20 protein-coding genes and 1 riboswitch are annotated in these 22,798 nt (G+C 60.1%); of the genes, 12 read left to right on the top strand and 8 right to left on the bottom strand.

Annotation, left to right across the window (positions count from 1 at the left end):
• Positions 1–179 precede the first annotated feature (179 nt).
• Positions 180–1,349, top strand: coding sequence for an MFS transporter (locus tag ACP7D9_RS07585; RefSeq protein ID WP_101161143.1), 1,170 nt, complete (start codon positions 180–182; stop codon positions 1,347–1,349).
• Positions 1,350–1,439: 90 nt separating this feature from the next.
• Positions 1,440–2,702, top strand: coding sequence for a cation:proton antiporter (locus ACP7D9_RS07580; RefSeq protein WP_426156497.1), 1,263 nt, complete (start codon positions 1,440–1,442; stop codon positions 2,700–2,702).
• A 30-nt stretch (positions 2,703–2,732) separates the two neighbouring features.
• Here the strand turns inward: ACP7D9_RS07580 and ACP7D9_RS07575 are convergent, their stop codons facing one another.
• Complete coding sequence (locus tag ACP7D9_RS07575) at positions 2,733–3,596, bottom strand: LysR family transcriptional regulator (protein ID WP_101161149.1); 864 nt, start codon at positions 3,594–3,596, stop codon at positions 2,733–2,735.
• 91 nt (positions 3,597–3,687) lie between these two features.
• Between ACP7D9_RS07575 and ACP7D9_RS07570 the strand changes: the two genes are divergently transcribed.
• Positions 3,688–4,101, top strand: a complete 414-nt coding sequence (locus ACP7D9_RS07570) for a VOC family protein (RefSeq protein WP_101161152.1) — start codon at positions 3,688–3,690, stop codon at positions 4,099–4,101.
• Positions 4,102–4,178: 77 nt separating this feature from the next.
• Positions 4,179–5,423, top strand: a complete 1,245-nt coding sequence (locus ACP7D9_RS07565) for a cation:dicarboxylate symporter family transporter (RefSeq protein WP_371918394.1) — start codon at positions 4,179–4,181, stop codon at positions 5,421–5,423.
• A 2-nt stretch (positions 5,424–5,425) separates the two neighbouring features.
• Here ACP7D9_RS07565 and ACP7D9_RS07560 read toward each other — a convergent pair whose 3' ends face one another.
• Both ACP7D9_RS07560 and ACP7D9_RS07555 read right to left on the bottom strand, forming a co-directional pair.
• Positions 5,426–6,337 carry a formate/nitrite transporter family protein gene (locus ACP7D9_RS07560; protein ID WP_426156494.1) on the bottom strand — a complete coding sequence of 304 codons (912 nt, stop codon included), beginning with the start codon at positions 6,335–6,337 and terminating at the stop codon, positions 5,426–5,428.
• 222 nt (positions 6,338–6,559) lie between these two features.
• The gene (locus ACP7D9_RS07555; RefSeq protein ID WP_101161159.1) at positions 6,560–6,967 is read right to left on the bottom strand and encodes an acyl-CoA thioesterase; all 408 of its coding nucleotides are present in this window, start codon (positions 6,965–6,967) and stop codon (positions 6,560–6,562) included.
• 196 nt (positions 6,968–7,163) lie between these two features.
• Positions 7,164–7,262, top strand: a riboswitch (S-adenosyl-L-homocysteine riboswitch).
• 23 nt (positions 7,263–7,285) lie between these two features.
• Here ACP7D9_RS07555 and ahcY point away from each other — a divergent pair.
• The 5 genes from ahcY (at position 7,286) to ACP7D9_RS07530 (ending at position 13,846) form a co-directional block, all read left to right on the top strand.
• Positions 7,286–8,695, top strand: a complete 1,410-nt coding sequence (ahcY, locus tag ACP7D9_RS07550) for an adenosylhomocysteinase (protein WP_039757587.1) — start codon at positions 7,286–7,288, stop codon at positions 8,693–8,695.
• A 159-nt stretch (positions 8,696–8,854) separates the two neighbouring features.
• Positions 8,855–9,700 (top strand): methylenetetrahydrofolate reductase [NAD(P)H], encoded by an 846-nt coding sequence (gene metF, locus ACP7D9_RS07545; protein ID WP_101161786.1) that lies wholly within the window; start codon positions 8,855–8,857, stop codon positions 9,698–9,700.
• Positions 9,701–9,773: 73 nt separating this feature from the next.
• Complete coding sequence (locus ACP7D9_RS07540; protein WP_426156723.1) at positions 9,774–10,856, top strand: hypothetical protein; 1,083 nt, start codon at positions 9,774–9,776, stop codon at positions 10,854–10,856.
• An 87-nt stretch (positions 10,857–10,943) separates the two neighbouring features.
• Entirely contained in the window at positions 10,944–11,756 is an 813-nt protein-coding gene (locus ACP7D9_RS07535) for a substrate-binding periplasmic protein (RefSeq protein WP_426156491.1), read from the top strand.
• Positions 11,757–11,977: 221 nt separating this feature from the next.
• The gene (locus tag ACP7D9_RS07530) at positions 11,978–13,846 is read left to right on the top strand and encodes a DEAD/DEAH box helicase (protein WP_101161167.1); all 1,869 of its coding nucleotides are present in this window, start codon (positions 11,978–11,980) and stop codon (positions 13,844–13,846) included.
• A gap of 240 nt (positions 13,847–14,086) precedes the next feature.
• Here the strand turns inward: ACP7D9_RS07530 and ACP7D9_RS07525 are convergent, their stop codons facing one another.
• From ACP7D9_RS07525 to ACP7D9_RS07515, 3 genes are all read right to left on the bottom strand, one after another.
• Positions 14,087–14,665 carry a YceI family protein gene (locus tag ACP7D9_RS07525; RefSeq protein ID WP_426156489.1) on the bottom strand — a complete coding sequence of 193 codons (579 nt, stop codon included), beginning with the start codon at positions 14,663–14,665 and terminating at the stop codon, positions 14,087–14,089.
• 31 nt (positions 14,666–14,696) lie between these two features.
• Positions 14,697–15,248, bottom strand: a complete 552-nt coding sequence (locus ACP7D9_RS07520) for a cytochrome b (protein WP_101161170.1) — start codon at positions 15,246–15,248, stop codon at positions 14,697–14,699.
• A gap of 508 nt (positions 15,249–15,756) precedes the next feature.
• On the bottom strand, positions 15,757–17,517 hold the full coding sequence (locus ACP7D9_RS07515; protein ID WP_426156486.1) for a flavin monoamine oxidase family protein: 1,761 nt from the start codon (positions 17,515–17,517) through the stop codon (positions 15,757–15,759).
• A gap of 222 nt (positions 17,518–17,739) precedes the next feature.
• Between ACP7D9_RS07515 and ACP7D9_RS07510 the strand changes: the two genes are divergently transcribed.
• Complete coding sequence (locus ACP7D9_RS07510) at positions 17,740–19,146, top strand: adenosylmethionine--8-amino-7-oxononanoate transaminase (RefSeq protein WP_426156484.1); 1,407 nt, start codon at positions 17,740–17,742, stop codon at positions 19,144–19,146.
• A gap of 149 nt (positions 19,147–19,295) precedes the next feature.
• Positions 19,296–20,015: a 16S rRNA (uracil(1498)-N(3))-methyltransferase gene (locus ACP7D9_RS07505; protein WP_426156482.1), complete on the top strand. Its 720-nt coding sequence runs from the start codon at positions 19,296–19,298 to the stop codon at positions 20,013–20,015.
• A gap of 172 nt (positions 20,016–20,187) precedes the next feature.
• On the opposite strand, the gene trhA is transcribed toward ACP7D9_RS07505, so the two are convergent.
• Entirely contained in the window at positions 20,188–20,805 is a 618-nt protein-coding gene (gene trhA, locus ACP7D9_RS07500) for a PAQR family membrane homeostasis protein TrhA (protein WP_011336351.1), read from the bottom strand.
• Between the two features lie 205 nt (positions 20,806–21,010).
• Between trhA and ACP7D9_RS07495 the strand changes: the two genes are divergently transcribed.
• Positions 21,011–21,925, top strand: a complete 915-nt coding sequence (locus ACP7D9_RS07495; protein WP_426156480.1) for a LysR family transcriptional regulator — start codon at positions 21,011–21,013, stop codon at positions 21,923–21,925.
• A 104-nt stretch (positions 21,926–22,029) separates the two neighbouring features.
• Here the strand turns inward: ACP7D9_RS07495 and madM are convergent, their stop codons facing one another.
• Positions 22,030–22,794: a malonate transporter subunit MadM gene (madM, locus tag ACP7D9_RS07490; protein WP_024014642.1), complete on the bottom strand. Its 765-nt coding sequence runs from the start codon at positions 22,792–22,794 to the stop codon at positions 22,030–22,032.
• Positions 22,795–22,798: the final 4 nt, after the last annotated feature.

The following is a 22,798-nucleotide window of genomic DNA, read 5'->3' as shown; positions in this document are numbered from 1 at the left end:
CAGTCAGATTATTGATTCGCCATGTGTCAGCAGCTGTTTATACTGCAACCCACCACGCCGTACTCAGTTGCACACCAAAAAAAACCAATAAAAGCTGCCTGCTCCGCTTTCTCCGAAAACGGTCGCTGGCAGGCGTATGCCTGATCAAAGCGTCAAGACGACTGACAGAGACCTTGCGCATGCCCCTCGCTTTGCTTGCACTCGCCGTTGCCGCGTTCGGCATCGGCACTACCGAATTCGTCATCATGGGCCTGCTACCCGATGTGGCCCGCGACCTTGCCGTGAGCATTCCACATGCTGGCCTGCTGATCACCGGTTACGCCCTGGGCGTGGTGTTCGGTGCACCGATTCTGGCGATCGGCACCGCCAACATGCCGCGCAGAGCAACGCTGTTGGGCATGACGCTGATGTTCATTCTAGGCAATGTGCTTTGCGCGCTCGCGCCGAACTACGCAACGCTGATGGCGGCGCGCGTCGTCACGGCACTGTGTCATGGCGCGTTTTTCGGCATCGGCTCGGTGGTCGCCGCCGGGCTGGTCGCGCCAAACAAGCGCGCGCAAGCCATTGCGATGATGTTCACCGGCCTGACATTGGCCAACGTCCTCGGCGTGCCCTTGGGCACGGCGCTGGGTCAATACGCTGGCTGGCGTTCGACGTTCTGGGCGGTGTCGGTGATCGGCGTTGTTGCGGCGCTGGCGCAATGGTTGTGGTTGCCCAGACACATCGCGATGGACAAGGCCAACCTCGCCAGCGAATTCAAAGTACTGGGCAAAGCCAACGTGCTGCTGGCACTGGGCATGAGCGTGCTGGCCTCGACCAGTCTGTTCAGCGTATTCACGTATATCGCACCGATCCTGCAAGACATCACTGGCGTCAGCCCCCACGGCGTGACGGTGATGCTGCTGTTGTTCGGCGTTGGCCTGACGGCAGGCAGCATGCTCGGCGGGCGCCTGGCCGATAGCCGTTTGTTGCCGTCGCTGGTCGGTGTAGCGCTGGCAGTCGTGGTAATTCTCGCGGCCTTCAGCCAGACCAGCCGTTCGGTAATTCCGGCGGCAATCACGCTGGTGCTGTGGGGGATTTTCGCCTTTGCGCTGTGCCCGATTCTGCAGCTGCTGATCATCGATCAGGCCCACGAAGCGCCGAATCTCGGCTCGACGCTGAACCAGAGCGCGTTCAACCTCGGTAACGCCGCAGGTGCCTGGATCGGCGGACTGGTAGTCGCCAGCGGCGCGGATCTGGCGGACTTGCCGTGGACCGGGGCGCTGGTTGGCGTGCTGACGGTGCTGACGGCGCTGTTGTTCATCTACCTGCAACGGCGGCGGGCGAGTACGGTCAATGTGTCTGGCTGATTGTGGTGCCAGACCGAGCCCCCACCCCTTCAAACTTCTGCGCCCAATCTCCGGTCGCACTCCATTCACCCTTCATCCAAAGGACTCCGGATGCTTGAACTTGTCGCCGCTTTTATCTGTTTGACCACCCTTCTGACCTTCGTCAATTTCCGTTTCATAGGCCTGCCGCCGACCATTGGCGTAATGGTCACAGCGCTGCTGTTTTCGCTGATCCTGCAAGGCCTCAGTGTCCTCGGTTTTCCCGGCCTCGAAGACCGCGTGCAGCAACTGATCGGCCAGATCGACTTCGGCGATCTGCTGATGAACTGGATGCTGTCGTTTCTGCTGTTCGCCGGCGCCCTGCACGTTAACCTGAATGACTTGCGCAGTTACCGGTGGCCGATCGGCCTGCTGGCCACCGTCGGCGTATTGATCGCCACCGTCGTCATCGGCAGCCTGGCTTTCTACATTTTTGCCCTCTTCGGCTGGCACGTGAGTTTCCTTTACTGCCTGTTGTTCGGCGCGCTGATTTCGCCGACCGATCCGATTGCCGTACTCGGCGTACTGCGTACGGCCAACGCTTCGAAACCATTGAAAACCACCATCGTCGGCGAATCGCTGTTCAACGACGGCACGGCGGTCGTGGTCTTCACCGTACTGCTGGGCATCGCGCAACTGGGCGAAACCCCGACTGTCAGTGCCACGGCGATGCTCTTCGTCCATGAGGCGATTGGCGGTGTGTTGTTCGGCGGGCTGATCGGCTATCTGGTCTATCGCATGATCAAAAGCGTCGAGCAGCATCAGATCACGGTAATGCTGACCCTGGCTCTGGTGATCGGCGGTTCGGCGATGTCCACCGAACTGCACGTTTCGGCACCGATCGCGATGGTGGTGGCCGGCCTGATCATCGGCAACCTTGGGCGCAATCTGGCAATGAACGACATGACCCGGCGCTACCTCGATGGCTTCTGGGAATTGCTCGATGACATGCTCAATGCGCTGCTGTTTGCACTGATCGGCATGGAGTTGTTGCTGCTCCCTTTCAACTGGTTGCACATGGCCGCAGCGGGTCTGCTGGCGGTGGCGATTCTGCTGTCGCGTCTGCTCACCGTGGCGCCGGCGATCCTGCTGCTGCGTCGGTGGCGCTCAGTGCCGGCCGGCACCATCCGCATCCTCACCTGGGGCGGCTTGCGCGGCGGTGTCTCGGTGGCACTGGCGCTGGCCCTGCCACTGGGCCCGGAACGCGATCTGTTGCTGAGCATCACCTACATCGTCGTGCTGTCGTCGATCCTGTTGCAGGGCCTGTCCATCGGCAAACTGGTCAAGCACGCGACGCGCAATGAGCCGACTGTAGCGAGCGAGTCTGCGCACTGACGCATCGCCGTGGCCCTTCATTGAGTTTCATCAAGGCGGGCTGCCGAGTAGATCGAGCAGGTGCCGCATCGCCAACGGGCGGTGCGGCGCCGAGCCGTGCATCACCACCAGCTCCCGTGAGTAAAGGTGTCCCTCCTCCACCGGCAAAACGTACAACCCTTCCAGCGCCATCCCGGACCATTGCGGTACCAGCGAAACGCCCATGCCCTGCGCAACCAGCATCACGATGGTCTCCAGCGCATCCAGTTCACACAGCACTTCGGGCTCGATTGCCTGTTCAGCAAGATATCGCTGAGCAATCTGACCGCCCCAGGAACGCGCGTCGTAACGAATCAAAGGTCCTTCGCGCAGCAGCGTATCGAGCGATTTTCCGACACATGCAGGCGGCGCAACCAGCACCAGCTTCTCGATCCTCAGCACCGTACAGGCCAATGCCTTCGGCGGCTGAAATGGCGGCCTCACCAGAATGGCTGCGTCCAGTTCGCCATTGAGCACTTTTTCGTAAAGGCTTTTCGAGTCACCCGGGGTGATCCTGAGTTTCAGGTTGGGTGCCGACAGTGTCAGGCGCTCGATCAGGTCTGGCAGTACGCCGGTGAGGGCGGTGGAAATGGCGCCGACTTTCACTTCGCCCGTTAATCCATCCTGGTGCAGGTCATGCTGCAATACCTGTGTCAGTTCAATAATTGCTTTGATCTTCGGCAAAGCCATCAGGCATTGATCCGACGGGTGCACCGCATGGGCTGTGCGCAGCAGCAGCGTACAGCCCAGGGTACGTTCGAGCGTCTGCACACGCTGACTGATTGCCGCCGCCGTACGATTTTCCCGCCGCGCCGCCGCTGCAATCGAGCCGGTTTCAATGACGGCCACCAGACTTCTCAGAAAGCGTACGTCCATAAGTTTTCCTTTCGCTCAGAACAAGGCGAAGCCGTTATGCCTCGCCGTACGGCCTGCTTAACCTGAGTGTTCCTTCACTCAGGGCTACCCCATGAACAGACCTTTTCACGCTGCATACCATGTTTGCGACCTGGACCAGTCGCGGATTTTTTATCGGGATGTGTTGGGCTGCATCGAGGGCCGCAGTACCGAGACATGGGTCGACTTCGATTTTTTCGGCAACCAGATCTCCCTGCATCTGGGCGTTCCGTTTGCCACTACCCGCTCCGGACAAGTAGGCGAGCACAAGGTGTTGATGCCGCACATTGGCGTCGTCCTGCCGCTGCAGGAGTGGCTGGCACTGGCTGAACGCCTGATCCGCCTCGGCACCCTTTTCGAGATTCCACCCGTGATCCGCTTTGCCGGCGAGCCAGGGGAACAACGCACAATGTTTTTCCTCGACCCGAGCGGTAATCCAATCGAAGTCAAAGGCTTCAAGGACTTCAACAACCTCTTCGCGCGCTGATTTCCCCACCAACAAACACAAGAAAAAAGGGGCACAACATGAGCAAGAAAAACACCTCGAGCCTTGTCACCCGCATCATGATCGGGCTGGTCGCCGGGATCGTCGTCGGCATCCTTCTCAACCAGTTTCCGGAGCACAAGGCATGGTTTATCGACAACCTGCTGCAGCCGGCCGGTGATCTGTTTATCCGGCTGATGAAGATGATCGTGGTGCCGCTGGTCTTTGCCTGCATGGTGGTCGGCATTGCTGGCGCCGGCAGCACAAAAGCGCTCGGGCGAGTCGGCATCAAGACGCTGGTCTACTTCTTTACCATCACCAGTATTGCCATCGTCTTCGGGCTGGTCGTCGGTAACGTATTCCAACCCGGCGCCGGCGCGGACTTCAGCAGCACCCTGCAAGCACCGGCATCCGCTTTGGCCACTGCCGGGGAAACGCAAAACCTTGGCCGAACGCTGGTCAACATCGTGCCCGATAACATCGTGCTGGCGATGTCCCAGGGCAAACTGCTGTCGGTGCTGTTTTTCGCTATTGTGTTCGGCTGCGCCTTGTCAATGCTGCCCGAGCAGCAAAGGGCGCCTTTGATCGCAGTCATGCAAGCCATTTCGGACACCATGTTCAAGGTTACCCATCTGGTCATGCACTATTCGCCGATCGGCATCTTCGGCCTGATCGGAGTCACCGTGGCCAGCTTCGGTCTCAGTGCGTTGATGCCGCTGGCCAAGCTGATCGCTGTCACTTACCTGGCGGTGTTGCTGTTCGCATTCGGCGTACTGGGGCTGGTGGCACGCATCGCCGGCATCGGATTTTTTCACCTGCTCAGGGAAATCCGCAGTGAACTCATACTGGCTTACAGCAGCGCGGCGTCCGCCACGGTGATGCCGCAACTGATTGAAAAAATGCAGCGATATGGCGCGCCGCGCTCAATCACCAGCATGGTCATTCCCTTGGGTTATTCATTCAATCTCGATGGGGCTTCACTGTTTGCAGGGCTGGGAACCCTGTTCATCGCCCAGGCTTACGGCATCGACCTGGGCTGGGCCGATCAAGCCATGCTGGTATTGATCATGGTGCTGACGTCCAAAGGGGCCGCAGGGGTGCCGGGCTTCATGTTCATCATTTTGACCGCGACGCTGACTACCGCAGGATTGCCGGTAGAAGGCGTCGCGATCATTGCTGGCGTCTATCGCCTGATGGACATGCCCGTCACCGCTCTCAATGTGCTGGGCAATGCCTTGGCGCCGTTGGTCATCGCCCGATGGGAGGGCCAGCTGAAAGCACCCGAGGACGCGGCAGCTGCAGATCAGCCGACGCTGCAAGCCTGAAGCTATTCGCTCCGGTGCTCGGTACCCACTGCGCGTTTACCTGCCGAGCCTGTTTCATCAGGGCTCGGCTTGTCAGCCTGCGGCGCACCGCTTTCGCTGCGAATCTGCGCATGGCTGATCAGCGCGAAGATGAAACTGCCGCCAATGATGTTCCCCGCCAATGTCGGCCCGGCGAATACCGCCCAGAAATCACTCCACGGCAATTCGCCGGCAAACACCAGATACGACACTTCCGCCGATCCGACGACGATATGGGTGAAGTCGCCCAGTGCCATGAAGTAAGTGATGAGGATGATGATCCACATCTTCGCGCTCTCCATGGACGGGATCATCCAGACCATGGTGGCGATCATCCAGCCGGAAACGATGCCCTTGGCAAACATCTGACTGGCACTGTGCTCCATGACCTTGCGGCCGATTTCGAGGAAGGCGACGTCGGTCTTGCTGTCGAAGATCGGCAGCTCCAGCATCACGTAGGCGACCAGAATCGTCCCGCAGAGGTTGCCGATCAGGACCACGCTCCACAGGCGGATCAATCGGGCGAAATTGAGCAGCGTCGGTTTGGTCATCACCGGTAGCACGGCGGTCAGGGTGTTCTCGGTGAACAGTTGCTGGCGCGCAAGGATCACTGCGAGGAACCCCGCGCAGTAGCCAAAACTGGCGATCACCTTGAATTCGTCACCATCGGGCAAGCGCGAATTGAGTAAACCCATGCCCATCAGCGACAGGCCCATGGTCAGGCCTGCCGCCAGCGCTGACCACCACAGCGCGGCAATGCTGCGCTCCAGCTCCTGATCGCCCTGGGTGCGGATGATTTCATGCAGAACGGCCGCGCGCGGCGGCTGGCTCTTCTCGACTTCGTGCTGTTCCTTGGCCGAGAGGTCGGGGGTCTTGTCGCTGGTGGGGGTGGTCATGGCGTGAGAACCGTGGGGGGTGGTGTTTAGCTACGACTCCCGCGGCTCACGACTGTTCAGTGGTCAGATAAAGATTCGGTGGCTGCACAACCGCATTCGCGAGCAAGCCCGCTCCCATAAGGGAACGCATTCCAATTCCAAATGTGGAGCGGGATTGCTTCCGCAAGGGAACGCATTCCAAATGTGGGAGCGGGCTTGCTCGCGAAGGGCGCGCCGCCCATGTCACCTGGTAACGGGTTCATCTTCCTGAAACTGGTCTTTCACATATTTGATCTCGGTTCGCCCGTGCGGCGCCGGCAGGCCGTCTTCGCCGAGATTGACGAAAACCATCTTCTCGACGGTCAGGATGCTCTTGCGGGTGATCTTGTTGCGCACTTCGCAGGTCAGGGTGATTGAGGTGCGGCCGAATTCGGTGGCGGTGATGCCCAGTTCGATGATGTCGCCCTGGCGCGAGGCGCTGACGAAGTTGATTTCCGAGATGTACTTGGTCACGACACGCTGGTTGCCCAGTTGCACGATCGCGTAGATCGCTGCTTCTTCATCGATCCAGCGCAGCAGGCTGCCGCCGAACAGGGTGCCGTTGGGGTTGAGGTCTTCGGGTTTTACCCATTTGCGGGTGTGGAAATTCATGTTCACTCCTGAGCGCTTGCCGAAAGATGCGCCCATCTTGGCAGACCGATCAGTCAGGCTCCAGCCAGCTGCGACTATGGTCGCCATTGGCGATCTTCATCTGGCCGACAGAAACCCTTTGGAAGATCAGCCCGGGCAGCTATAATCGCCCCCGTTTTAAAACGGTCATCTTCGATTGATACCGTTTTCCCGCCACCTGTCCGAGGGGCGCTGCAGCAGGTTCGACCTGTCAGGCTCGGATGGGGCGTTGACCGGCTCACGCCGGACACTAAACGCACAACGGCGCCCATTCGCATACATTACGAATGGAGGCTCTTCATGAGCGCTGTCAACACGCCTGCCGATTTTACCGATTACAAAGTTGCCGACATGTCCCTGGCTGCCTGGGGCCGTCGCGAAACCATCATCGCCGAATCGGAAATGCCTGCCCTGATGGGTCTGCGCCGCAAGTACGCCTCCGAGCAGCCGCTCAAGGGCGCGAAAATCCTCGGCTGCATCCACATGACCATTCAGACTGCCGTGCTGATCGAAACCCTGGTTGCCCTGGGTGCCGAAGTGCGCTGGTCGTCCTGCAACATTTTCTCCACTCAGGATCAGGCCGCTGCCGCTATCGCCGCCGCCGGTATCCCGGTGTTCGCCTGGAAAGGCGAAACTGAAGAAGAGTACGAGTGGTGCCTGGAGCAGACCATCCTCAAGGACGGTCAGCCATGGGACGCCAACATGATCCTTGACGACGGCGGCGATCTCACCGAGCTGCTGCACAAGAAATACCCGCAAGTGCTCGATCGCGTTCACGGCGTGACCGAAGAAACCACCACCGGCGTACACCGTCTGCTGGACATGCTGGCCAAGGGCGAGCTGAAGATCCCGGCCATCAACGTCAACGACTCGGTGACCAAGTCCAAGAACGACAACAAGTACGGCTGCCGTCACAGCCTGAACGATGCGATCAAGCGTGGTACCGACCACCTGCTGTCCGGCAAGCAAGCGCTGGTCATCGGTTACGGTGACGTGGGCAAGGGCTCGGCCCAGTCCCTGCGTCAGGAAGGCATGATCGTCAAGGTTTCCGAAGTCGACCCGATCTGCGCCATGCAAGCCTGCATGGACGGTTTCGAACTGGTATCGCCGTTCATCGACGGTATCAACGACGGTTCCGAAGCGAGCATCGACAAAGCACTGCTGGGCAAGATCGACCTGATCGTGACCACCACCGGTAACGTCAATGTTTGCGACGCGAACATGCTCAAGGCCCTGAAGAAGCGCGCTGTGGTCTGCAACATCGGTCACTTCGACAACGAAATCGACACCGCTTTCATGCGCAAGAACTGGGCGTGGGAAGAAGTGAAGCCACAGGTGCACAAGGTTCACCGCACCGGCGCCGGCAGCTTCGATCCACAGAACGACGACTACCTGATCCTGCTGGCCGAAGGCCGTCTGGTGAACCTGGGCAACGCCACCGGTCACCCGAGCCGCATCATGGACGGTTCGTTCGCCAACCAGGTTCTGGCTCAGATCTTCCTGTTCGGCCAGAAGTACGCCGACCTGTCGCCAGCGCAGAAAGCCGAGCGTCTGACCGTTGAAGTGCTGCCCAAGAAACTCGACGAAGAAGTGGCCCTGGAAATGGTCCGCGGCTTCGGCGGTGTGGTCACCCAACTGACCAAGCAACAGGCTGACTACATCGGCGTCACCGTCGAAGGCCCGTTCAAGCCGCACGCTTATCGCTACTGATTGACGCGTCGGCCTGCCTCCCCTGTGGGAGCGGGCTTGCCCGCGAAGGCGATCAGTCCTTCAACATCTTTGTTGACTGACCCAGCGCATTCGCGAGCAAGCCCGCTCCCACAGGGGCTTTGCAAGCTTCAAAGGCTTTGTGTTCCAAAGGGTATGACCATGTCCCAAGACCGTCGCTACAGCTTCGAGTTTTTCCCGACCAAGACCGATGCCGGGCAGGAAAAGCTGCTCGCCACTGCCCGTCAACTGGCCACTTACAACCCTGATTTCTTTTCCTGCACCTACGGCGCTGGCGGCTCGACCCGTGACCGCACGCTCAATACCGTGTTGCAGCTCGAAAGCGAAGTCAAAGTACCCGCCGCACCGCACCTGTCGTGCGTCGGCGACAGCAAGGACGACCTGCGCGGCCTGCTGAACGAATACAAGGCTGCCGGCATCAAGCGCATCGTCGCCCTGCGTGGCGATTTGCCGTCCGGCATGGGCATGACCAGCGGTGAGCTGCGTCACGCCAATGAACTGGTCGAATTCATTCGTGAAGAGACCGGCGACCATTTCCACATCGAAGTCGCCGCCTACCCGGAGATGCATCCGCAGGCGCGCAACTATGAGGACGATCTCGCCAACTTCGTGCGCAAGGCCCGTGCCGGTGCCGACAGCGCGATCACCCAGTACTTCTTCAACGCCGACAGCTACTTCTACTTCGTCGACCGTTTGCAGGCACTGGGCGTGGATCTGCCGATCGTGCCGGGGATCATGCCGATCACCAACTACAGCAAACTCGCGCGTTTCTCCGATGCCTGCGGTGCGGAAATCCCGCGCTGGATCCGCAAGCAACTGGAGGCTTACGGCGATGACACGCAAAGCATTCAACGTTTTGGCGAGCAAGTCGTCAGCGAGATGTGCGAACGCCTGTTGCAGGGTGGCGCACCGGGACTGCACTTCTACTCGATGAACCAGGCCGAACCTAGCCTGGCGATCTGGAACAACCTCAAGCTACCGCGCTGAAGGGTTTTCATGCGGTACAAAAGGCCCTGATCGGGCCTTTTCACTAAAAAGCACCAATGGAATGTTGTCGTCAATGATCTGCGCGCAAACAAAAAAACGCCCTCAACTGGTCTATCTGGTTTTCGGCGCCGAGACCTACCATCAGGAAGCTGTTTTCAGCATCGCCAGTGCTTTGGCGTGGTTGCGCGAAACACCGGATGCCCCGATCGACATCCAGGTCTTCACCGACAATCCGCAACCCTATGAACAGCTTCCCGTACGTGTTCGCCCTCTTGACGCGCAAACGCGCCAGACATGGAGCGAGCCCCACGGTTATCACTTCCGCATCAAACACGTCGCATTGCGCTCGGTACTGGCCGAATACGAAACGGCGCTGTTGATCGACACCGATACGTTTTTCCACTGCTCGCCGCTCAAACTGTTCGAGCGGGTGCAGCCCGGCGCCCTGCTGTGCAATGACTACCACGCCCGATATGGCGACAACAAAGCGAGCCTGCTTTACCGCACACTGTCGGCAACACTGCTGGACAAGGGCCTGACTGACGATCACATGCGCCTGCTCAACTCTGGCGTCATCGGTTTGCACCGGCAGGACGCCCATGTACTCGACCGCTCCATCGCCTTGATTGATGAATTGTTTCCGGCTGCACAGGGCGCCTACACCCTCGAAGAGTTCTGCCTGTCAGTGGCCGCCTATCGCACGCTGGACGTCAACAAGTGCCCGGACCTGATCCATCATTACTGGAGTCGCAAACATCTGTTCAGAGCCAAGGTTCAGGCCTGGGTCGCCAAGCACGGCGACAATCCGACCGGCCAGGCTGCACTGGACGACACCCGCCGCGTATCACCGCAATTGCCCCGACCACCGCGCCTGCAGCGCGTGTTTCACAAGCTCATTACGCTGCTGTTGCCGGCACATCTGCGTCAGTTCATCCGCGAAATCCTCTACGGCTGCTATGAACACCCCAACGAGTTCGATCAGGCGTGTGCACGGGTGTGGTGGGACAAGGCGCTGCAAAACCAGCAGGAACGCATTGGCAAGCCGGTTTGCCAGCACTTGCTCAAAGACTGGTTCAGTCGTGGCCTGGTCAAGCGGATCCTGGGAACACGCCACGCCACGGTCCATCAACATTTGCTCAAAACTTCGAGCAAATAAGGCTGTTGCGGCCAATCCGCACGGGGACTGCGCGAAACATGCATGCCAGAGCTTCTCATCTGGCGTTTCGCGTACTAACCTCAGGCCATGCCCGTCATCGCCCAACTGCTGAGCGTTATCCTTCTGACTTGCCTGAGCTTCGCCGCTCGGGGCGAGAAGTTGCGCATTGTCACCGAGCCATGGGCGCCGTACGTGTACGAACAGGGCGGGCAGAACCTCGGTCTGGACTACGAAACCACAGCCATCGTGTTCAAGCGGTTGGGCATTGAAGTCCAATGGCAGTTCCTGCCGTGGAAGCGCTGCCTGTCGATGCTTGAAACCGGTCAGGCCGACGGTGCGCTGGACATTTTTCACAGCGCCGAGCGTGATGCCACCCTGCTCTACCCCAGCGAACCGTTGTCCGACGTTGAATTCGTGATGTTCTACGCCAACGATCGGCCGCACCCGTTCAGCACACTCGAACAGCTCAAAGGCCTGACCATCGGCACCTCGCCGGGCTATCTGTACAGCCCGGATTTCAGCCAGTCGAACTTGTTCAACCGCGAACCGGCGCCCACCCATGAGGCCAACTTCGGCAAACTGGTGCGCGGGCGTATCGACCTGCTGATCACTGATCGCCGCGTCGGCCAGCATTTGCTCGATGAACTGAATATTCGCGATCTGATCACGGAAAACCCGACAGTTATCAGCCGTCAGAGCCAGTTTCTCGCGGTTCGGCGCAATGCTGGCATGGACTTGCTGGTGCAGCGTTTCGGCGCCGAGCTCAGGCGTTTCAAGCGCGAACCGGCCTACGCCGAACTCAGCGCGCGCTATGGCGCCGCACCGGTTGACAGCGCATCACTGCGCTCGGCCACGGCCAACGGCAAAACCGTTGAGCAGCAGGAAAGCAGCGCGCAGTGATTGCTCTGTTATACTCCGGCGTTCCCGCCAGGCTCACGCCCGGACGCCCGGAACCGTAACAGGCCTCACGACCCGCTACAGCGCAGCTTTCAGCCCGCGCGAGCGCTCCTGACGAGCCTTCGGAACCGCCGCTGGACCGGACGGGATTGCGTCCTCTTAAACGTGATTCGCGCCAGGCAAGACTCCCATTGGGCCAAGCCCTAACTAAAACAGGATTACTCATGTCCTTTGCTTCCCTCGGTCTCTCCGAGGCTTTAGTCCGTGCCATCGAAGATGCGGGCTATACCGAGCCTACTCCGGTGCAACAGCGGGCCATTCCCGCCGTGTTGCAAGGTCGCGACCTGATGGTGGCGGCTCAGACAGGTACCGGTAAAACCGGCGGCTTCGCCCTTCCGATTCTGGAGCGGTTGTTCCCCAACGGTCACCCGGACAAATCCCAGCGTCACGGCCCGCGCCAACCGCGCGTGCTGGTCCTGACCCCGACCCGCGAACTCGCGGCCCAGGTGCACGAGAGCTTCAAGATCTACGCCCGTGACCTGAAATTCGTCAGCGCCTGCATCTTCGGCGGCGTCGGCATGAACCCGCAGGTCCAGGCCATGTCCCGTGGCGTCGACGTTCTCGTCGCCTGCCCGGGTCGTCTGCTCGATCTCGCCGGCCAGGGCAGCGTCGATCTGTCCCACGTGGAAATTCTCGTCCTCGACGAAGCCGACCGCATGCTCGACATGGGCTTTGTGCACGACGTGAAGAAAGTCCTCGCGCGTCTGCCGGCCAAGCGTCAGAACCTGCTGTTCTCGGCAACATTCTCCAAAGACATCACCGATCTTGCCGGCAAACTGCTGCACAACCCGGAACGCATCGAAGTCACGCCGCCGAACACCACGGTCGAGCGCATCGAGCAACGCGTGTTCCGCCTGCCGGCCAGCCACAAGCGTGCCCTGCTGGCGCACCTGATCACCGCCGGCGCGTGGGAACAGGTGCTGGTGTTCACCCGCACCAAGCACGGCGCCAACCGTCTCGCCGAATACCTGGACAAACACGGTCTGCCGGCGGTGGCGATTCACGGCAACAAGAGCCAGAACGCGCGCACCAAAGCTCTGGCCGACTTCAAGGCCGGCGAAGTGCGCATTCTGGTTGCTACCGACATTGCGGCCCGTGGCCTGGACATCGACCAGTTGCCGCATGTAGTCAACTTCGAGCTGCCGAACGTCGATGAAGACTACGTGCACCGTATCGGTCGTACCGGCCGTGCCGGTCGTTCGGGCGAGGCGATCTCGCTGGTCGCACCGGACGAAGAAAAACTGCTGAAAAGCATCGAGCGCATGACCAAGCAGAAGATCGCCGACGGCGACCTGATGGGCTTCGACTCCAGCACCATCGAAGCCGAGAAGCCGGAAGCCCGCGAGCGTCCGGACATCCGTAACCCGCGCAATTCCCGTGGCCCACGCGGCGACGGCCCGAATGGCGGCGGCGGTGGCGGCGGTCGCAAGGACAAAGGCAAAGACAAGGGCAAGGAAAAACCGGCCGGTGAACGTGGCGAGCGCCCTGCCCGTCAGCAGAAGCCACGCGAAGGTACGCCGAGCCGCGAACAGCGTCCGAGTCAGCCACCGCGTGCAGCAGCTGACCGCGCTCCGGACGAGTTCCTCGACGACGATATCGATAACTTCGGTAACCGCGTTGATTACGTGCCGAAAGCCGCCCCTGCCGGGGGTCGTGGCCGTCGTCCGGGCGCTCCGGCGCAAGGCGCAGGCACTGGCGCACCTCGTGGTGGCCAGCCACAGGGTCGCCAGAACGGCCCGCGCAACAGCAATGGCTCGACCACCGGCACGCCACCGGCCAAACGCAGCGGCCCGCGCAATGGCGCACCGCGTGACGGTCAGGGTCGTCGTGACGAATCCGCACCACGCAATCGCCGCCCGGCCCGTGACGATCAGCCGCGCAGCGAACCGGCCGTGCAGAACCCGCGCAGCAACGGCCCGAAGATCATGCACAAGGAATCGAAAGCCGACCGCTTCCCGACACCTGAGCAACTCGATCAACTGCCAAGCCGCCCGCGTGGCGAGAAACCAGCCTTGCTGACGCGCAATCGCTGAGTTTCATGCCGCAATGAAAAATGCCCCCGTTCGAAAGAACCGGGGCATTTTTCATAAGCCCTGCAAATCGCTTTGTGTAGGAGCTGCCGAAGGCTGCGATCTCTTGATCTTGATCTTGATCTTCAAAAATCAAGATCAAGAGATCGCAGCCTTCGGCAGCTCCTACAAGGGATCTGTGTTGCATCAATAAAAAACGCCCCCGGCCTTGCGACCAGGGGCGTTTTTTTATGGCGGCGAGAATTACTTCACTTTCACACCTTCGAACGAAACATACAGCTCGACTGCATCGGACTTCGGCCCGAGGTCTTTCTGCTTGCCGAAATCGGAACGCTTGATGGTGGTGGTGCCTTCGAAGCCGGCACGGTAGCCGCCCCATGGATCCTTGCCTTCGCCGAGGAAGGTTGCTTTCACGACGACAGGCTTGGTCACGCCCAGCAGGGTCAGGTCGCCGGTCACGTCAGCAGTGTTGGCACCGGTGGACTTGACGCTGGTGGAAACGAAAGTGGCTTTGCCAAACTTGCTGGCGTTGAGGAAATCAGCGCTGGCGATGTGTTTGTCGCGCTCGGCGTGGTTGGTGAACACGCTGGCAGTGTTGACGTTGAATTCGATCTTGCTGTCTTCAGGCTTGGCAGCGTCGAAGCTGAATTTGCCGTCGATGTCCTTGAAGGTGCCGGTGATGTAGCTGTAGCCCAGGTGGCTGATCTTGAAGTCGACGAAGGCGTGCTGGCCTTCCTTGTCTACCACATAGTCAGCAGCCATTACGTTGGCGGACAGCACGGCAGAACCGATTGCCAGAGCGGCCAGAGTCTTTTTCAACATGCTTTCTTTTCCTTTGAGTCGAGGTTGAATTTCAGGCTTTGCGACCGAGCATCCGGGTGAGGGTCGCATCACGATCGATAAAGTGGTGCTTCAATGCTGCCAACGCATGGAGACCGGAAAAAATTACCAGTATCCACGCCAGCCAGAGATGAATCACCCCAGCGGTATCTGCCTGATCCGGTAGTCCGGAGAGCAGTGCAGGAACTTCAAACAGGCCAAACACCGGGATCCCGACACCGTCTGCGGTGGAAATCAGGTAACCGGCAATCATCACAGCGAACAGCGCCAGATACAGAAACCCATGGCCGAATTTAGCGCCAACGCGGGTCATGCGGCTGTAGCTTTGCAGCGTAGAAGGTGGCGGGCTGACGAAACGCCACAACACCCGCAACACCATCACACCGAGCAGCACCAGACCGATGCTTTTGTGCAGGTCCGGCGCGTCTTTGCGCCAGGTGCTGTAGTAATCCAGCCCTACCATCCACAGACCCAGCGCAAACAGCCCGAAGACCGCCAGCGCGACGCCCCAGTGCATGAAGATGCTGACCCAACCATAGCGCGAAGAAGAGTTACGTAGCTGCATTGCCCAAATCCTGTGAGAACTGCGAACCAAGACTAGCGAGTTACCTATCGAATTAAAGCGGAAAATTTCGCTTTGAAATATCGAGAAATACGATCAAGAGTCTGGAAGTGGCGTGTTAAGGAAAGATTAAAGGCAAAAGTGTGGCGGGATGTTGTTGCAAGGCATTGGAATCGGAATGCCTGCGCCGCCCCCTTCGCGAGCAAGCCCGCTCCCACAGTGATTGCATTCCAACTGAGGAAACACGGTCAAATGTGGGAGCAAGGCCACTCCCACAGCGATTGCATTCCAACTGAGGAAACACGGTCAAATGTGGGAGCAAGGCCACTCCCACAGTGATTGCATTCCAACTGAGGAACCACGGTCAAATGTGGGAGCAAGGCCACTCCGACAGCGATTGCATTCCAACAAGAAACACGGTCAAAAGTGGGAGCGGGCTTGCTCGCGAAAGCGGTCTCGGAGGCAAAAAAAGCGCGGCGTAAAAGCCGCGCTTTTTCATTCACCGCAAGGCTTACTGCGCCTTGGTCTCGGTCGTTGCAGCAGGCTTGGCCGCTGGTTTCTTCGCCGGTTCAACCTTTTTCGCCGCCGGTTTCGCGGCAGGCTTTTTGGTTTCGGTTTTCGCCGCTGGCTTCTTCGCCGCAGGCTTGGCCGCTGCTTTCTTCGCCGGTTCAGCTTTCGCCGGGGCCGCTGGCTTCGGTGCTTCCACCGGAGCTGGCGCCGGTGCCGGAGTCGGTGCAGGCGCTGGAGCAGGCGCCGGCTCTGGTGCTTTCACCGGCTCAGGCTTCTTCTCGTCATCCGAACCGCCGAACAGATTAGTGAAGAAGTTGCCCTTCTTCGCCGCTACGGCACCCGCCGCGCCTGCCGCTGCTGCAGCCGGAACAACTTTGACCGGTTCGAACGATTTGCCTGCCGCCAGATCTTCAACCTGACTGGCCGCACGCTGGCCGGTGCGCAGCGCGCCCTCCAGAGTGCCGGGGTACAAGGTGTCGGTGTGTTCGCCGGCGAACGCTACGCGTTGCAGCGGACGCTCCCACAGGCGCCAGAACTTGCTGATCTGCCCCGGGCCGTAAGCCAGGTAGGCGCCGCCCATCGACGGGTCGGTGCTGTAGCGACGGATTTCATAACCAGTGAACGAGCCACGGGCCTGTGGATAAAACGCGTGCAGACGGATCAGCACCTGATCGACCATCTGCTTGTCGCCGAACGCCTGCATCACACGGGCGTTATCGCCGGAAAGGTTGATCACCACGTTGGCGCCGCCCTTGAGCGCCGGTTCGATCCAGAGCATGCCCAGGCCGGTATTGCTGTAGATCTCGCCGGACATGCGCGACTTGCTTTCCCACACTGGCGTCTTGAACTTCAGCATGATCTGGTCGCGCCAACCGTAGTTGGTACCTTTGATCGCCGCCAGATGCTGAGCATCCAGCGCCGGGGTCAGGGCGATCTTGTTCAGTGCGCGCAACGGCACTGCCAGTACTACGTAATCAGCCTGATAGCCGACGCTGCCGACCTTGACGGTCACGCCGTCCTTGTCCTGGGTAATGGCCGAGACCGGCGAGCTGGTCTTGATGGTCTTGATCTGTTTGACGAACGCCTGGGCCAGCACCTGGCTGCCGCCGACCAGACGCGAGGCACGCAGGTCGCGGTCGGAAACACCACGATAGACGCGGGTTTGCTGTGCGAAATACAGCAGCGACAAACGCGAAGGTTCGTCGTAGTGGGTGCGAATGTCCTGGTTGATCAACTGACGCGCGGTGGCCGGCAGGTTCTGCTTGTCGAGCCAGCTGGATACGGTGATCTGATCCAGCGCATGCAGGGTGGCGGTCGCCGCCGGGTTCTGTGGATCGTCAATCGAGCGCGCCAGATCGTCGAGGGTTTTCTGGTAGCGCTTGAGTGCGTCGGCGGTGGCTGGCTGCTTGGTGGCCAGATCGGCGGCGGAGAAATAATCGCCGTCAATCAGATAGCTCGGCGTACGGACGAATTCCGGCGCCGGCGTGGTGCCGAGCTTGAAGGTCGAGACGTACTTGTTCAGCACCGGCTGGGTCTTGTCGTTGCCGATCCACTCGCTGGTGGCCATGCCCGAGCGACCGCCCAGGCTCGGCTTGGCTTCCAGCAGGGTGACCTGCCAGCCCTTGTTCTGCAGCTCGTAAGCGGCAGTCAGACCCGACAGGCCGCCGCCGATCACGATTGCGGTTTTATCCTTGGCCAGCGCCGTAACGCTGAACAGCCCCAACATCACCAGCGCACAGGCGCGCAGCCAACCGACAGACATTCAGCGAACTCCGGAAAAACATGTGGGAAAAAGCAGTTTTGCGAGTCAGACGACTCAAGAACCGCGAAGAATACGTTAGCCATCAAAACGCCGCCAGCGACGTCTATCGGCTCAGACAAAGTAGCTCAATCGACACAATGGGTTGTTCCCGCGCGATGCATTGCATAGGCTTGCGCGATTGTTCGCCCGCGCCTGACGCGAGCCGCCTCGAGGAGACTGTAAATGGGCCTGAATAACCAGTGGATGCAACGCGATCTCGCGGTGTTGTGGCATCCCTGCACCCAGATGAAAGACCACGAACAGCTGCCGCTGATCCCGATCAAGCGTGGCGAAGGCGTCTGGCTCGAAGACTTCGAAGGCAAGCGCTACCTCGACGCGGTCAGTTCCTGGTGGGTCAACGTGTTCGGCCACGCCAACCCGCGCATCAACCAGCGCATCAAGGATCAGGTCGATCAACTCGAACATGTGATTTTGGCCGGTTTCAGCCATCAACCGGTGATCGAGCTGTCCGAGCGCCTGGTGAAGATGACGCCGCAAGGCCTGAATCGGGTGTTCTACGCCGACAACGGCTCGTCGTGCATCGAAGTCGCGCTGAAGATGAGCTTTCACTACTGGCTCAATCGCGGCCAGCCAAACAAAAAGCGCTTCGTCACCCTGACCAACAGCTACCACGGCGAAACCATGGCAGCGATGGCGGTCGGCGACGTGCCGCTGTTCACCGAGACCTACAAAGCCCTGTTGATGGACACCATCAAAGTGCCGAGCCCGGATTGCTATCTGCGCCCCGACGGCATGAGCTGGGAAGAACACTCACGCAACATGTTCACCGCCATGGAACAGACCCTCGCGGAAAATCATGACAGCGTCGCGGCGGTGATCGTCGAGCCACTGATTCAGGGCGCCGGCGGCATGCGCATGTATCACCCGGTCTACCTCAAACTGTTGCGCGAGGCCTGCGACCGTTACGGCGTGCACCTGATTCATGACGAAATCGCCGTCGGTTTCGGTCGCACCGGGACAATGTTCGCCTGCGAGCAGGCCGGCATCCGCCCGGACTTCCTCTGCCTGTCGAAAGCCCTGACCGGCGGCTATCTGCCGCTGGCCGCCTGCCTGACGACCGATGAGGTCTACAGCGCGTTCTACGACGACTACCCGACCCTGCGTGCCTTCCTGCATTCGCACAGCTATACCGGCAATCCGCTGGCGTGCGCGGCGGCATTGGCGACGCTGGATATATTCGAACAGGACAACGTGATCGCGAACAACCAGGCACTGGCCCAGCGCATGGCCTCGGCGACCGCGCATCTGGTCGATCACCCGAACGTCTTCGAAGTGCGCCAGACCGGCATGGTTCTGGCGATCGAGTTGGTCAAGGATAAAGCCAGCAAAGAGGCCTACCCTTGGCAGGAACGCCGTGGTTTGAAGGTGTTCCAGCATGCGTTGGAACGTGGCGCATTGCTGCGGCCGCTGGGCAGCGTGGTGTATTTCCTGCCACCGTATGTGATCACCCCGGAGCAGATCGATTTTCTGGCCGAAGTGGCGAGTGAAGGCATTGATATCGCCACGCGTGACAGCGTCAGCGTGGCGGTGCCAAAAGACTTCCACCCCGGTTTCCGCGATCCGGGCTGATGTAAATCATCCAAGATCTGTAGTGCCTGGCGGCCGCTTTCGCGAGCAAGCCCGCTCCCACAGGGGAATGCATTTCAAGTGTGGGAGCGGGCTTGCTCGCGAATGAAGTCGACGCCGATCCAACTGATTCATATTTGCAGAGACCCGAAATGAGACTGTCCCGCTTCTTTATCGACGCCCCGCTGAGCACCGGCGAACACGAACTGCCGGAGGCTCAGGCGCATTACATCAGCCGCGTGCTGCGCATGGTCGAGGGCGATGCCGTGCAGTTGTTCGACGGTTCCGGCCATGAGTTTCGCGGATCGCTGGTAGACGTCGGCAAGAAGCGCGTCGTCGTACGGATCGACGAACAATTCGCCGGTCAGGTCGAGTCGCCACTGCAGATCCACCTCGGCCAGGGTCTGTCCCGGGGCGAGCGCATGGATTGGGCGATTCAAAAAGCCACCGAACTGGGCGTGAATGAAATCACGCCGATCTTCAGCGACCGCTGCGAAGTCCGTCTCAAGGACGAACGCGCCGACAAGCGCTTGCTGCACTGGCGCCAGGTGGCAATCAGCGCCTGCGAACAGTGCGGGCGTTCACGGGTGCCGGTGATTCACCCGCCGGTGTTGCTGGCGGACTGGATCAAGCAGACCGAAGCCGAGTTGAAACTGGTCCTGCACCCGGTCGCAGAACCGCTGGTGAGTCATGCCAAACCGGCGACGCTGGCGTTCCTGATCGGGCCTGAAGGTGGCTTGACGGATGGCGAAGTCGAACAGGCCAACGGCAACGGCTTCCACGCCGCCCGCCTCGGCCCGCGGGTGCTGCGCACCGAAACCGCGCCGGTGGTGGCGTTGGCGGTAGCCCAACAATTGTGGGGTGATTTCTAAGACCCCTTCGCGAGCAAGCTCGCTCCCACATTGGATCTCCAGTGACCACAGGTTTGTGAACACTCCAGTTCCAATGTGGGAGGGGGCTTGCTCCCGAATGCGGTGGGCCATTCATCAACGATTGACTGACCTGACGCCTTCGGGAGCAAGCCCCCTCCCACAGGGATTGCGTCTAGAGGACGTAAAACAGAATCGCGACAAAGTGCAGCAGACTCCCGGCAATCACGAACAGATGCCAGATGCCATGGGCGTGCCGCAAGCGGTGGTCCAGGGCAAAAAAGATGATCCCCACCGTATACAACACCCCGCCCGACGCCAGCCAGGCAAACCCGGCCGTACCCAGCGCGGCGATCAGCGGCTTGACCGCAACCAGTACGATCCAGCCCATCACCGCGTAAATCACGATCGACAGAATCCGCGCTTCGGAGCGCGGCTTGATTTCCTGCAGGATGCCGATCAGCGCCAGCCCCCAGACTATCCCGAACAGCGTCCAGCCCCACGGCCCGCGCAGGGTCACCAGACAAAACGGTGTGTAGCTGCCGGCGATCAGCAGGTAGATCGAAAAATGATCGACCTTTTTCATGATCGCTTTCTTGCGCCCGCGCACGCTGTGGTACACGGTCGAGGCGCTGTAGAGCACCAGCAAGGTGAAAGCGTAAATCGCCACGCTGACGATCTTCCATGGACTGCCGTCGAGGCTGGCGATCACCAACATCCAGACCCCGCCGACAAAAGCCGCCACCGCCCCGACCAAATGCGTCCAGGCGTTGAGTTTTTCTCCGTGATACATGTGTCGCCTTCCTCATAGTCGCTACCGCAAGCGCGCAAGGCTCGGGCCTTGAGCGTAAAAGCGCAATGTTTCCGTTTAACAGATCAATAGATCGCAGCCTTCGGCAGCGCCTACAGGTGATCGCATTCCAATGTAGGCGCTGCCGAAGGCTGCGATCTTTTGATCTTCAAGGCACAATCGACGCATTCCAAAAAGAGTCCGCGCCATGCTGATCGACGAAGAATTGACCCTGAAAAAACTCGAGGTGTTCCTCGCCTTCATGCGCACCGGCAACCTCGCCCGCGCCGCTGCCGAACTGCAGACCAGCAACGTCAGCGTGCACCGCGCCATTCACTCGCTGGAAAGCGCGCTGCGCTGCCCGCTGTTCAAACACGAAGGGCGCAACCTGACGCCGCTGGAAAGCGCCTATGTGCTGGAAGAGCGTGCGCAGAAGCTGATCAACGACGTCGTCGACAGCGTGCGCCTGACCCGCGAAGCCGCCGGGTTCTCTGCCGAGCGCTTCAAGCTTGGCTCGCTGTATTCGCTGACGGTCAAGACCGTGCCGCAACTGATCATGGGCCTGAAAATCCGCCGCAGCGAACTCAACATCGACCTGATCCTCGGCTCGAACATCGACCTGCTCTACAAACTGAAAAACATGGAAGTCGACGCGATTCTGGTGTCACTCGACGACAGCATCAACGATCCGGATTGCGAGCAGATCGCGCTGTTTTCCGATGACATCTTCCTCGCCACGCCGGCCGATTCAAAATTCGCTCAGCGCAGTGAAGTCGATCTGGCGGAAGTGCGCGACGAGACTTTCATCACCCTGACCCAGGGCTTCGCCACGCATCAGGATGGTGTGCGGGTGTTCAAGCAGGCGCGGTTCGAGCCGAAGGTAGCGATGCAGGTCAACGACATCTTCACCCTGCTGAGCATGGTCAGCTCGGGCGTGGGCTATGCACTGCTGCCGGGGCGGATTGCAGCGGTGTACGAGAACCGGGTGAAGCTGATTGCGTTGCAGGAGAAATATCGGTTGCAGCAGCACATTGGCGTGGTGTTTCTGAAGGCCAAGGAGAGGGATCCTAATTTGCTGGCGTTGCTGGCGGAGTGTCGGATGTATGCCAATCGCCAGACCTGATACCGAGTCGCGCCCTTCGCGAGCAAGCCGCTCCCACATTTGGAATGCGTTCCCCTGTGGGAGCGGGCTTGCTCGCGAAGGCGTCTGTCCCGACAACCAGTGTCTCAGCCCATCAACCCGCGCATCGCCAGAAACAACAGCGAAGGCCCCAGCAGACACCCAAGCGCGGTGTAGAACGCCGCCGTCAGGCAACCATAAGGCACCAGCTTCGGATCGGTGGCCGCCAACCCGCCGGCGACGCCGCTGGAGGTGCCCATCAAACCGCCAAAAATCACCGCGCTACGTGGATTGTTCAGGCCGATCATCGGCGCCACGAACGGTGTCATCACCATTACCAGAATCGCCTTGATCAGACCCGCCGCAATCGACAACGCCATCACTTCGGAACTCGCACCAATCGCCGCCCCCGTCACCGGACCGACGATATAGGTCACGGCACCCGCGCCAATGGTGGTCAGGCTCACCGCATCGGTATAGCCGAACGCCATCGCCACGCCGACACCCGCGACGAAAGAAGTGCCTACCCCCACGAACAGCGCCAGCACACCCACAAGCCCGGCCCGTTTGAGCTCATCGACGCTGACACCGAACGCGGTGGCAACAATCGCGAAATCACGCAGCATCGCACCGCCGAGCAGGCCAATGCCCGACAGCAGCGGAATATCGACCACGCCCTTCTGCCCACCGGTGAGCGCGCCGCCGATATACGACAGCACCAGCCCGAGCAGAATGGCGATCGCCGAGCCGTGCAGACGACCCTTGGTGAAGGTGTTGGACATCCAGTAGGACACCCACATGGTCAGGCCGACAATCAAAAAGCCGCTGATCAGACCGTAGCCGGTGATCACTTTCATCATTGATTCGTACATGGCG

The organism is Pseudomonas sp. TSRC2-2 (assembly GCF_049897785.1).
GTDB lineage: Bacteria > Pseudomonadota > Gammaproteobacteria > Pseudomonadales > Pseudomonadaceae > Aquipseudomonas.
Note: the sequence above shows the minus strand (reverse complement) of the source record. Positions and strands in the feature narration are given on the sequence as shown.

What these genes read in the sequence shown, in the direction of transcription:
- ACP7D9_RS07585 (WP_101161143.1), top strand. Translation starts at nt 180, where the DNA reads ATGCCCCTCGCTTTGCTTGCACTCGCCGTTGCCGCGTTCGGCATCGGC.
- ACP7D9_RS07580 (WP_426156497.1), top strand. Translation starts at nt 1,440, where the DNA reads ATGCTTGAACTTGTCGCCGCTTTTATCTGTTTGACCACCCTTCTGACC.
- ACP7D9_RS07575 (WP_101161149.1), bottom strand. Translation starts at nt 3,596, where the DNA reads ATGGACGTACGCTTTCTGAGAAGTCTGGTGGCCGTCATTGAAACCGGC.
- ACP7D9_RS07570 (WP_101161152.1), top strand. Translation starts at nt 3,688, where the DNA reads ATGAACAGACCTTTTCACGCTGCATACCATGTTTGCGACCTGGACCAG.
- ACP7D9_RS07565 (WP_371918394.1), top strand. Translation starts at nt 4,179, where the DNA reads ATGATCGGGCTGGTCGCCGGGATCGTCGTCGGCATCCTTCTCAACCAG.
- ACP7D9_RS07560 (WP_426156494.1), bottom strand. Translation starts at nt 6,337, where the DNA reads ATGACCACCCCCACCAGCGACAAGACCCCCGACCTCTCGGCCAAGGAA.
- ACP7D9_RS07555 (WP_101161159.1), bottom strand. Translation starts at nt 6,967, where the DNA reads ATGAATTTCCACACCCGCAAATGGGTAAAACCCGAAGACCTCAACCCC.
- ahcY (WP_039757587.1), top strand. Translation starts at nt 7,286, where the DNA reads ATGAGCGCTGTCAACACGCCTGCCGATTTTACCGATTACAAAGTTGCC.
- metF (WP_101161786.1), top strand. Translation starts at nt 8,855, where the DNA reads ATGTCCCAAGACCGTCGCTACAGCTTCGAGTTTTTCCCGACCAAGACC.
- ACP7D9_RS07540 (WP_426156723.1), top strand. Translation starts at nt 9,774, where the DNA reads ATGATCTGCGCGCAAACAAAAAAACGCCCTCAACTGGTCTATCTGGTT.
- ACP7D9_RS07535 (WP_426156491.1), top strand. Translation starts at nt 10,944, where the DNA reads ATGCCCGTCATCGCCCAACTGCTGAGCGTTATCCTTCTGACTTGCCTG.
- ACP7D9_RS07530 (WP_101161167.1), top strand. Translation starts at nt 11,978, where the DNA reads ATGTCCTTTGCTTCCCTCGGTCTCTCCGAGGCTTTAGTCCGTGCCATC.
- ACP7D9_RS07525 (WP_426156489.1), bottom strand. Translation starts at nt 14,665, where the DNA reads ATGTTGAAAAAGACTCTGGCCGCTCTGGCAATCGGTTCTGCCGTGCTG.
- ACP7D9_RS07520 (WP_101161170.1), bottom strand. Translation starts at nt 15,248, where the DNA reads ATGCAGCTACGTAACTCTTCTTCGCGCTATGGTTGGGTCAGCATCTTC.
- ACP7D9_RS07515 (WP_426156486.1), bottom strand. Translation starts at nt 17,517, where the DNA reads ATGTCTGTCGGTTGGCTGCGCGCCTGTGCGCTGGTGATGTTGGGGCTG.
- ACP7D9_RS07510 (WP_426156484.1), top strand. Translation starts at nt 17,740, where the DNA reads ATGGGCCTGAATAACCAGTGGATGCAACGCGATCTCGCGGTGTTGTGG.
- ACP7D9_RS07505 (WP_426156482.1), top strand. Translation starts at nt 19,296, where the DNA reads ATGAGACTGTCCCGCTTCTTTATCGACGCCCCGCTGAGCACCGGCGAA.
- trhA (WP_011336351.1), bottom strand. Translation starts at nt 20,805, where the DNA reads ATGTATCACGGAGAAAAACTCAACGCCTGGACGCATTTGGTCGGGGCG.
- ACP7D9_RS07495 (WP_426156480.1), top strand. Translation starts at nt 21,011, where the DNA reads ATGCTGATCGACGAAGAATTGACCCTGAAAAAACTCGAGGTGTTCCTC.
- madM (WP_024014642.1), bottom strand. Translation starts at nt 22,794, where the DNA reads ATGTACGAATCAATGATGAAAGTGATCACCGGCTACGGTCTGATCAGC.